At 70.9% G+C, this 10,680-nt stretch carries 9 protein-coding genes and 1 pseudogene; 9 read left to right on the top strand and 1 reads right to left on the bottom strand.

Annotation, left to right across the window (positions count from 1 at the left end; all coding sequences use genetic code 11):
• The 7 genes from DMB66_RS52655 to DMB66_RS52625 form a co-directional block, all read left to right on the top strand.
• Positions 1-626: BMP family protein (locus DMB66_RS52655; RefSeq protein WP_125811597.1), on the top strand; the 626-nt coding region annotated here is incomplete at its 5' end.
• Positions 627-754: 128 nt separating this feature from the next.
• The gene (locus DMB66_RS52650) at positions 755-2,353 is read left to right on the top strand and encodes an ABC transporter ATP-binding protein (protein WP_125811596.1); all 1,599 of its coding nucleotides are present in this window, start codon (positions 755-757) and stop codon (positions 2,351-2,353) included.
• Positions 2,350-3,687 (top strand): ABC transporter permease, encoded by a 1,338-nt coding sequence (locus tag DMB66_RS52645; protein WP_370321050.1) that lies wholly within the window; start codon positions 2,350-2,352, stop codon positions 3,685-3,687. Before DMB66_RS52650 ends, DMB66_RS52645 begins: the two co-directional genes overlap by 4 nt.
• Before the next feature lie 5 nt (positions 3,688-3,692).
• Positions 3,693-4,961, top strand: a complete 1,269-nt coding sequence (locus DMB66_RS52640; protein ID WP_125811595.1) for an ABC transporter permease — start codon at positions 3,693-3,695, stop codon at positions 4,959-4,961.
• A 114-nt stretch (positions 4,962-5,075) separates the two neighbouring features.
• Complete coding sequence (locus tag DMB66_RS52635) at positions 5,076-5,786, top strand: cytidine deaminase (RefSeq protein ID WP_125811594.1); 711 nt, start codon at positions 5,076-5,078, stop codon at positions 5,784-5,786.
• Between the two features lie 76 nt (positions 5,787-5,862).
• Positions 5,863-7,140, top strand: coding sequence for a thymidine phosphorylase (locus tag DMB66_RS52630; RefSeq protein ID WP_125811593.1), 1,278 nt, complete (start codon positions 5,863-5,865; stop codon positions 7,138-7,140).
• A 6-nt stretch (positions 7,141-7,146) separates the two neighbouring features.
• Positions 7,147-7,824, top strand: a complete 678-nt coding sequence (locus DMB66_RS52625) for a DUF4272 domain-containing protein (RefSeq protein ID WP_125811592.1) — start codon at positions 7,147-7,149, stop codon at positions 7,822-7,824.
• On the opposite strand, the gene DMB66_RS52620 is transcribed toward DMB66_RS52625, so the two are convergent.
• The gene (locus DMB66_RS52620; RefSeq protein ID WP_125811591.1) at positions 7,821-8,630 is read right to left on the bottom strand and encodes a putative RNA methyltransferase; all 810 of its coding nucleotides are present in this window, start codon (positions 8,628-8,630) and stop codon (positions 7,821-7,823) included. The genes DMB66_RS52625 and DMB66_RS52620 overlap by 4 nt on opposite strands.
• A 26-nt stretch (positions 8,631-8,656) precedes the next feature.
• On the opposite strand from DMB66_RS52620, the gene DMB66_RS52615 reads away from it, so the two are divergent.
• Positions 8,657-9,724 carry an adenosine deaminase gene (locus tag DMB66_RS52615; protein WP_125811590.1) on the top strand — a complete coding sequence of 356 codons (1,068 nt, stop codon included), beginning with the start codon at positions 8,657-8,659 and terminating at the stop codon, positions 9,722-9,724.
• A gap of 549 nt (positions 9,725-10,273) precedes the next feature.
• Positions 10,274-10,680 (top strand): annotated as a pseudogene (locus DMB66_RS52610) (histidine kinase); the annotation flags it as partial.

The following is a 10,680-nucleotide window of genomic DNA, read 5'->3' as shown; positions in this document are numbered from 1 at the left end:
GCTACGTGGCGGCGGGCTACTCCAAGACCGGCAAGGTGGCCACCTACGGCGGCCTGAAGATCCCGCCGGTCACCGTCTTCATGGACGGCTTCGCCGACGGCGTGGCGTACTACAACAAGCAGAAGAGCAAGAACGTCGCAGTCATCGGCTGGGACAAGGCCAAGCAGAACGGCACCTTCGCCGAGAACTTCGGCGACCAGGCCAAGGGCAAGACCATCACCAACTCGCAGGTCTCGCAGGGTGCCGACGTCATCATGCCGGTGGCCGGCGGCACGGGCCTGGGTACCGCGGACGTCGCCAAGGCGTCCGGCGGCAAGGTCTCGGTCATCTGGGTCGACCAGGACGGCTGCAAGAGCGCGGAGCAGTACTGCGACGTGTTCCTGACCACGGTCGTCAAGAACATCACCGACGCGGTCGAGACGGCTGTCGCGGACGGCGCCTCGGGCAAGCCGCTGGCGTCGACCCCGGGCTACCTGGGCACGCTGGAGAACAACGGCGTCTCCATCGCGCCGTACAACCAGTTCGACAGCAAGGTCGACGCCGGCCTCAAGGCCGAGGTCGACAAGCTCAAGGCGGACATCATCGCCGGCACGGTCAAGGTCGAGTCGGCCAACGCCCCCAAGTGATCCGCTCCTAGGATCAGGGCTTCGACCAAGCATTCCGGCCGCCGCGCGGTCGCGGGGAAACTCCCGCGGCCTGCGCGGCGGCTCTGCTCAGGCTGCTAACGTCCCCCCGTTGATCACCAGCCTCTCGTTTGCAGGAGATTCCGCTGAGACTCGAACTGCGCGGCATCACCAAGCGCTTCGGCGACCTGGTGGCCAACGACCACATCGACCTGACCGTCGAACCGGGCGAGGTACACGCCTTGCTCGGTGAGAACGGCGCGGGCAAGTCCACCCTGATGAACCAGCTCTACGGGCTGCTGCAGCCCGACGAGGGCGAGGTGCTCGTCGACGGCGTGGCGCGGACCTTCCGCAGCCCCCGGGACGCCATCGCGGCCGGCATCGGCATGGTGCACCAGCACTTCATGCTCGTTCCGGTCTTCACGGTGGCGGAGAACATCGCCCTCGGCGCGGAGAAGGTGCGCGCCGGCTTCCTCGACCGGCGCCGGGCCCGGCGCGAGGTCCTCGAGGTCTCCGAGCGCTACGGCCTGCCGGTCGACCCCGACGCCCTGGTGGAGAACCTGCCGGTCGGCGCCCAGCAGCGGGTGGAGATCGTCAAGGCCCTGACCCGCGATGTCGACCTGCTGATCCTCGACGAGCCGACCGCGGTGCTCACCCCGCAGGAGACCAGCGAGCTGCTCGCGGTCATGCGCGGGCTCGCCGCCGCCGGCAAGTCCATCGTGTTCATCACCCACAAGCTCAAAGAGGTCAAGGAGATCGCCGACCGGATCACCGTGATCCGGCGCGGCCGCACCGTGGGCACCGCGTCGCCGGAGACCCCCGAGGACGAACTGGCCGCCCTGATGGTCGGCCGCGCGGTCAACCTCGAGGTCACCAAGGCCGCGGCCGAGCCCGGCCGGGAGGTCCTCAAGATCTCCGGCCTGATCGTCGAGGACGACCGCGGCGTGCGCGCGGTGGACGGCGTCGACCTGGTCGTCCGGGCCGGCGAGGTGCTCGGTGTCGCCGGGGTGCAGGGCAACGGCCAGACCGAGCTCGTGGAGGCCGTGATGGGCCTGCGCGAGCCGCGGGCCGGCACGATCCTCCTCGACAACGAGGACCTGATCGGCATGAGCACCAAGCAGATCCTGCGCTCCGGCGTCGGCTACGTGCCCGAGGACCGCAGCCTCGACGGCGTGGTCAAGGAGTTCACCGTCGCCGAGAACCTGGTGCTCGACCAGTACGACCGGTCGCCGTACGGCAACGCGTTCCGGCTCAACCCGGCGGCGGTGGCGGTGGCGGCCCGCGAGCGGGTGGAGCAGTTCGACATCCGGACGCCCTCGCCGGACGCGGCGGTCAGCACGCTCTCCGGCGGTAACCAGCAGAAGGTCGTGGTGGCCCGGGAGCTGTCCCGGCCGCTGCGGTTGTTCATCGCCTCGCAGCCGACCCGCGGGGTGGACGTCGGATCGATCGAGTTCATCCACGGCCGGATCGTGCACGAGCGGGACGTCGGCACCGCGGTGCTGGTGGTCTCCAGCGAGCTGGACGAGGTCGCGGCCCTGGCCGACCGGATCGCGGTCATGTATCGGGGACGCATCCTGGCGATCGTCTCGCCGGACACCCCGCGCGAGGAGATCGGCCTGCTGATGGCGGGCATCACCGACCCATCGGCGCCGGCTGAGCCGGCCGCCGAGGCCGCGCCCGCGGGGGACGACGTGGACGGCGACGGGGTCGCAGAGAAGGGGACCAAGTGACCACCGACGAACCGGCCGCTGCCGCTCCTGAGCCGGCTGCCGCTCCTGAGAAGGCCGCCGCTCCTGAGAAGGCCGCGGCTCCGGAGAAGGCGAAGCCCGCGCCGGAGAAGCCAGGCGACGGCGATTCCTTCCTGAGCCACTTCATGCACAACCTGTGGTCGGCCAACACGGTCACGGTGACGGCGCTCTCCGTCGTGCTGGCCATGGTCATCGGCGCGATCCTGATCATCGTGTCCGACCCGGCGGTGCTGGAGACGTTCTCCTACCTCACGGCCCGCCCGGGCGACGCCCTGAGCGCCAGCTGGACGGTGGTCAGCAACGCGTACGCCGACCTGCTCAAGGGTGCGATCGTCGACCCGGCCGCCATCACCGCCTGGGCCGACGGCTCCGGCACCTGGCGCCAGGTCTTCTTCCCGATCTCCGAGACGCTGACCTACGCGGCCCCGCTGGTGTTCACCGGCCTGTCGGTGGCGCTGGCGTTCCGCGGCGGCCTGTTCAACATCGGTGGCCAGGGCCAGGCGGTCGTCGGCACGATCTGCGCCGGGCTGGCCGGCTTCCTGCTGCCGCTGCCGCCGGTGATCCACCTGATCGCCGCGCTCGTCGCCGGCCTGCTCGGCGGCGCGCTCTGGGGCTTCGTGCCCGGCATCCTCAAGGCCCGCACCGGCGCGCACGAGGTCATCGTCACGATCATGCTGAACTACACCGCGAACCTCTTCCTGAGCTGGCTGATCCTGCAGAAGGGCATCCAGCAGAGCGGGCGCAGCGACGCGATCAGCGAGCCGGTCGACTCCTCGGCGCAGCTGCCGGCCGTGGGCGGGGAGGTCCGGGTCAACCTAGGCATCGTGCTCGCCGTCCTGGCCACTGCGGCGGTCGCCTGGCTGCTGAACCGGTCGGCGTTCGGCTTCGAGCTGCGCGCCGTCGGTGCCAACCCGGCCGCGGCGAAGACCGCCGGCATCAGTGTCGCGCGCACGTACACCCTGCTCATGGTCACCGCCGGTGGCCTGGCCGGGCTCGGCGGCGCGACCCAGGTGCTGGGCACCGCGCACGCCCTGACCACCCAGGTGGCCGGCAACATCGGCTTCGACGGCCTGCTGGTCGCCCTGCTCGGCCGCAACCGGCCGTGGGGCACGCTGGCCGCCGCGATCCTGTTCGGCGCCCTGCGCGCCGGCGGCAACCGGATGCAGTCGTTCTCGAGCATCTCCCTGGAGCTGGTGACCGTGCTCCAGGCCCTGATCGTCATCTTCATCGCCGCACCGGCGCTGGTGAAGGCGATCTTCCACCTGCGAGCCGCCCGCTCCGCGCGGCTCGGCGCATCGATGGCGAAGGGCTGGTGACCCCGATGTCGACGGCGACGGTGGAGGACCTGACGCAGACCACGGCACCGGCCCGGTTCTGGGACCGGCAGCGCCGGCTCGGTGTCGGCGTGGTGCTGATCGGGCTGATCGCGACGGCGATCTTCGGCCCGCTCGCACCCGCGGAGACCGCCCGGTTCACCCTCAGCGAGGACGCCGCGGGCGCGGCGCTGTCCATCGACGGCCAGCTCGGCACGATCCTGTTCGGCCTGGTCGCGATGGCCGCCGGCGCGGTGCTGCTGGCCGGGTTGGCCCGCCGGTTCCAGACCTCCGTGCTGAGCCTGGGCATCCTCGGCTTCGTGCTGTCGTTCCTGTGCTGGCAGGTGGCGGGCAAGTTCCTGCCGCTGGTCGACACCGCGAGCGGCACGCTGGAGCTGGCCGTTCCCCTGGTGCTCGGTGCCCTGGCCGGCGTGCTCGGCGAGCGCTCCGGTGTGGTCAACGTGGCCATCGAGGGGCAGTTCCTGATGGGCGCGTTCGGCGCGGCCCTGGTCGGCACGATGGCGACCAGCGTCTGGGCCGGAGTGGTCAGCGCGGCGATCGGCGGCGTGCTCATCGCGGCGATCCTGGCCGTGCTGGCGATCCGCTACCTGGTGGACCAGGTCGTGGTCGGCATCGTGCTCAACCTGCTCGCGCTGGGCATGACCGGCTTCCTGTACGAGCGTCTGATGCAGACCGACGCGCAGTCGTACAACCAGCCGCCGCGGATGCCCGAGTGGCGGATCCCCGGCCTGGCCGACATCCCGGTCGTCGGCCCGGTCCTGTTCGACACGAACCTGCTGGTCTGGCTCGCCCTGATCCTGGTCTTCGCGATCCACTTCGGGCTCACCCGGACCCGCTGGGGCCTGCGGACCCGCGCGGTCGGCGAGCACCCGACGGCGGCGGACACGGTCGGCATCCGGGTGCGCGGCCTGCGCTACCTCAACGTCCTGCTGGGCGGCGTGATCGCGGGTGCCGGCGGTGCCTACTTCACGCTGGTGGCCACGGGCAGCTTCAACAAGAACATGACGGCGGGCGCGGGCTTCATCGCCCTCGCGGCGCTGATCTTCGGCCGCTGGACCCCGTTCGGGGCGCTGGGCGCGGCGCTGTTCTTCGGCTTCGCGCAGAAGCTGGCCACCTACTTGAGCGTCGCGGGCAGTTCGGTGCCGAGCCAGTTCCTGAACATGCTGCCGTACCTGGCGACGATCATCGCGGTGGCCGGCCTGGTGGGCCGGGTGCGCGCGCCGGCCGCGGACGGGCAGCCCTACATCAAGAGCTGATCGGTTGCTAGGCCGTGGTTCAGAAGGGGGCCCGGCGCAGCCCGGCCCACTTCTGAACCACGGCCTTGGGGGAGCCGCGACCGGCGGAAACGGCGGTGGGGCAGAATCGGCGGCATGGAGATCGACTGGGGCTCGCTGCGGGCCGCCGCCATTGAGGCCATGCGCCGTGCCTACGCCCCGTACTCCGACTTCCCGGTCGGCGTGGCCGGGCTGGTCGACGACGGCCGCGTCGTGGTCGGCTGCAACGTGGAGAACGCCTCCTACGGTGTCGGGCTGTGCGCCGAGTGCGGCCTGGTCAGTTCGCTGCACGCCACCGGCGGCGGCCGGCTGGTGGCGGTCTCGTGCGTCGACGCCAACGGGCTGCCACTGATGCCGTGCGGGCGCTGCCGCCAGCTGCTCTACGAGCACGGCGGCGCGGAATGCCTCGTCGAGGCGCTGCCCCGGCCGCTGCGGATGGCGGAGCTGCTGCCGAACGCGTTCGGGCCCGAGGACATCGAGAAGATCACCGGGCCGTCCGCGGTGCCGGCGGTGCCCGCCCAGCTCGCGAAGTGGCGGGGGCGGGGGACCGTCTTCGTGCACCCGGACCTCGCCGGCGGCGAACAGGTCTGGACCGGCTACTGGGAGCGGTCGGCGGGCAGCCCGGGGGAAGCCGACGCGGAGAAGGGCGTCCTGGAGGAGGGACCGAACTTCCCGAGCGCCGCCGCGGCCGTGACCTGGGGGCTCACCCGTACCCCCAGGGTTGTGGTCGTGGACGCCGAAGGCGGCCTGTCCTGGGCCGGCGAGGGAGCACCGCCGGAAGGCATCGGAACCAAGTGGGAGCAATAGTGAGCGAGCTTGCGAGCGAATCATCAACTCCGCGCCCGACGAATGTCATCACCGGAGCGCTAGCGGAGGTGATGGCATGACCGGTTTCGCGGCAGTCGACGTCATCCGGGCCAAGCGGGACGGCGGCGTGCTGTCCGACGCCGCGATCGACTGGGTCGTGGACGCGTACACCAAGGGCGTCGTCGCCGACGAGCAGATGTCCGCGCTCGCCATGGCCATCCTGCTGCGGGGGATGACCCCCGCGGAGATCGCCCGCTGGACCGCCGCGATGATCGCCAGCGGCGAGCGTCTCGACCTGTCCGCCGTCTCCCGGCCGACCGTGGACAAGCACTCCACCGGCGGCGTCGGCGACAAGATCACGTTGCCGCTCACCCCGCTGGTCGCCGCCTGCGGTGCCGCGGTGCCGCAGCTCTCCGGGCGCGGCCTCGGGCACACCGGGGGCACCCTGGACAAGCTGGAATCGATCCCGGGCTGGCGCGCCGCGCTGAGCAACGACGAGTTCGTCCGTCAGCTGCAGGACGTCGGCGCGGTCATCTGCGCGGCCGGCGACGGGCTCGCCCCCGCCGACCGCAAGCTGTACGCGCTGCGCGACGTCACCGGCACGGTCGAGGCCATCCCGCTGATCGCCAGTTCGATCATGAGCAAGAAGATCGCCGAGGGCACCGGCGCGCTGGTGCTCGACGTCAAGGTCGGCACGGGCGCGTTCATGAAGGACGTCGAGATGGCCCGGGAGCTGGCCCGGACCATGGTCGAGCTGGGCAACGCGCACGACGTGCGGACGGTCGCCCTGCTCACCGACATGAACACCCCGCTCGGCCTGGCCGTCGGCAACGCGGTCGAGGTGCGGGAGTCGCTGGACGTGCTGGCCGGCGGCGGTCCCGCCGACGTGGTCGAGCTGACCCTGGCCCTGGCCCGCGAGATGCTCGCCGTGGCCGGCATCGACGCCGACCCGGCGAAGGTCCTCGCGTCCGGTGCCGCGATGGACTCGTGGCGGGCGATGATCAGGGCCCAGGGTGGCGACCCGGACGCCCCGCTGCCCACCGCCCGCGAGACCGAGGTGCTGCGCGCCACCGCCGACGGCGTGGTGGCCGGCATCGACGCGCTGGATGTGGGCCTGGCGGCCTGGCGGCTCGGCGCGGGCCGGGCCCGCAAGGAGGACCCGGTCAGCTTCGGTGCGGGCATCATGCTCAAGGTGCGGCCGGGCGACCCCGTCCGGGCCGGCGACGTGCTGCTCGAACTGCGTACCGATGAGGCCGGCCGGATCCCGGCGGCGCTGGCGACCGCGGGCGGCGCGGTCCGGATCGCGCCGAGCGCGCCCGCCCCGGCACCGCTGCTGATCGACCGCATAGCCTGAGCGGTCATGAAAGCCGCCCCCGACCCCCGAGCGGTGCGCGACGCCAGCCTGAGCGAGCTCGACCGGCTCGGCCTGCCGCTGCCCCCGCCCGCGTTCCCGCTGGTCTGGGAGCCGGGTGACGGCGTCGAACTGCGCCCGACGACCGAGCTTGAGGCCCGCGCGGCGGTCCTGCACGTGGTCGTCGCGCGCTGCTTCGGCATGCCCACCGAGGCGGCGATGAGCTGGTTGCTCGGCTCGCACCTGGTGGACTTCGTCACACCGCCGGAATGGCAGTTCGTGGCCGGCGGCAAGGGCGACCACCGGTCCTTCGTGCTGCACCACGACGCGGTGTTCGCGCTGGCCTGGCTGCTCGGGCTGAGCCGGCACCTGGACCCGACGGCGCCGCCCGAGGACCGGATGATGCAGCAGATGCCGGACCTGCCCGCCGGGGAACCGTTCGACCGGTGGCGGTCGCGGTCGCTGGTCGCGCCGCGCGCCGCGACCGAGGCGGCGGTGCTGCTGGATCTCTACTACTGCCTGGACTGGGCCTTCCAGGAGGCCGAGAAGGCCGGGCGGCCGGTGCCGGGCGAGATGGACAGCAACGCCATCGGGCAGCGGAGGTGGGCGCTGGAATGGGCGGTGGTGTTCACCGGCCCGTACCACGAGGAGCCGCCGGAGTGGGAAGAGGTCGATCTCTCGGTCTAGGCCGGGCGGTAAACCGTCAGGGTGATCGCCGCAGTGGCGGTGATCTCGGTCGCCTGGACCTCGTCGAGCGGGATGTGGCGGGCGCTCGGGGTCATGCCGATCAGGGTTCGGGTTCTTGCCGCGGTCAGGTGCATGGTGCGGCGGTGGGTCGAGACGCTCTCGGCGCGCCAGGCGGCACCCAGGGTTCCCGCCACGCGGTCGGCCTTCGCGGGGTCGACGCGGATCAGGCCGTGGGCTTCGACCAACTCCCTCAGGTGGTCCGGGGCCGGGGTGACGACCAGGAGCATGCCGTCGGGGTGGAGGACCCGGTGGAACTCCGGGCCGTTGCGGGGCGCGAAGACGTTCAGCAGGACCGCGACCGAGGCATCCGCCAGGGGCAATGGGCGCCAGAGATCGGCCAGGGCCGCGCCTGCCCGGGGGTGGGCGCGTGCCGCGCGGCGCAGGGCCGGTTTCGAGACATCGATGCCCAGGCCGGTGGCGGCGGGCCGGGCGTCCAGGACGCGGGCCAGGTAGTCGCCGGTGCCCGTACCGGCGTCCAGGATGAGGCCGTCGTCCGTCCGTGCCGTTTCGGCCAGTGCCCGCGCGATGAAGTCGTAGTGGCCCTCCGCCAGGAAGGTCGACCGGTCCGCGATCATCTCGGCCGAATCGCCCGGATGGGGCGACCGGCCGGCCGTCAGGTTCACGTAGCCCTGCCGCGCGATGTCGAAGCTGTGTCCTTGGTGGCAGCGAAGTGCCTGGTCATCGGCCCGATCCAGCCGTTGGCCGCACACCGGGCACCGCAGGTACGGCAATGCGCCGTCGATCATTGGCAGCTTCCCTCTAGCATCTGTTGATGGTCGCCATCACCCACGCCGACATCGTCAAAGCCCCGAAGGCCCTGCTGCACGACCACCTCGACGGTGGACTGCGGCCGGCCACGATCGTTGAGCTCGCCGCCGCGGTCGGGCACGAGCTGCCCGAGACCGACCCGGCGCGGCTGGGGGAGTGGTTCGTCGCCGCGGCCGACTCCGGGTCGCTGGAACGCTACCTGGAGACGTTCGCGCACACCGTCGCGGTGATGCAGACCGAGGAGGGTCTGCACCGGGTCGCCCGCGAGTGCGCGCTGGATCTCGCCGCCGACGGTGTCGTCTACGCCGAGATCCGCTACGCGCCCGAGCAGCACCTGGAGCGTGGCCTGAGCCTGAACGACGTGGTGGACGCGGTGCACGCCGGATTCCGCGACGGCTGCGCCGAGGCGGCCGCGCAGGGCAGCCAGATCCGGATCGGCACGCTGCTGACCGCGATGCGGCACGCCGCCCGCTCGCAGGAGATCGCCGAGCTGGCGGTCCGCTACCGCGACGCCGGGGTGGTCGGCTTCGACATCGCCGGCGCGGAGGCGGGCTTCCCGCCCACCCGGCACCTGGACGCCTTCGAATATCTGCAGCGGGAGAACTTCCACTTCACCATCCACGCCGGCGAGGCGTTCGGGCTGCCGTCGATCTGGCAGGCGATCCAGTGGTGCGGCGCCGACCGGCTGGGGCACGGCGTGCGGATCGTGGACGACATCACCGGGAGCAGCCTGGGCCGGCTGTCCTCGTACGTGCGGGACAAGCGGATCCCGTTGGAGCTGTGCCCGTCGTCCAACGTGCAGACCGGGGCGGCGCCCTCGATCGCCGAGCATCCCATCGGGTTGCTGCACGACCTGCGTTTCCGGGTCACGGTCAACACCGACAACCGGCTGATGAGCGGCACCTCGATGTCACGTGAGATGGCGCTGCTCGCCGAGGCCTTCGGCTGGGGCTGGAGTGAGCTGCAGTGGCTGACGATCAACGCGATGAAGTCGGCGTTCATCCCGTACGACGAGCGGCTGGCCATCATCAACGATGTGATCAAGCCGGCGTACGCGAAGTTGTTGACCTAAAGTCCGCTTTTAAGCGGCATTGGCGACACGTCCATACTTTCGTCTCGCGAGACTGTCGATTTGGCCAGCCGCCTCATCCTTTCGGACAGACTGCTGTCTCAAACACTGCACAATCCGGCATCTTGCCTTGCCGTTGGCTCCCGTGCGAGCAATCGTCAGTGCTGCCGCGATTGCTGATGGATCCGGTCTGATCGGTGCGTGCGGCAACCCCGTCGCGCCGATCAAGGCGAGTGACTTTAAGAGACGCACCGATATACGAGCAGTGACGATCGGCCGGCGATGTGCAACTCTTCGGACGCAACATCGCATCACACAAACGGTCCGGGTCGGCCTGCTCTTTCTCTTTGACACTCGTCGTGATGGAATCTCGGGGGCCCGACCCGGTGAGTCGGCCGTGTGCGGTGCCCGGTGATCCGATGGCCGGGTCCGAATCAGGAGGACGGTGACGTGAGCAAGCGCCCCAAGACGGCGAACGCTGTCATGTCGCGTCTCCGCCGGCCGGCCGGCCGGCTGCGGGATCTGCCGATCTGGTCGAAGCTCGGGCTCATCATGCTCGTGCCGACGCTGGCGACGGTTGTCGTCGGCACCAACGGCTTGATCGACCACATCAACGAAGCCAGTGACGCCGAGCGCGCCCGCACCCTGTCGGTGCTGTCGCAGGCCGCTGGTGGACTGGTCGATCACCTGCAGAACGAACGTGCCTTCGGTGTGATGATCGCGACCACCCAACCCAACACGGCCGACCGGAAGGCGGCAATCGAGGGTTATACCGACGAGAACCCGAAGGTGGACGCGGCGAAGCTGCCGTATTCCCAGCAGAAGGCCGCCCTCGACAACGTCCCGGAGCAGGTCGGCGTCCTGCTGCGGCGCCTCGACCTGAACCTGCTGGAACTGCCGTCGATCCGCAGTCGGACCGCGCGCGTCGCGATCCCCCTCGAGGACATCAGGGGCGCCTA

The sequence above is a fragment of the Actinoplanes sp. ATCC 53533 genome (assembly GCF_003947245.1).
Note: the sequence above shows the minus strand (reverse complement) of the source record. Positions and strands in the feature narration are given on the sequence as shown.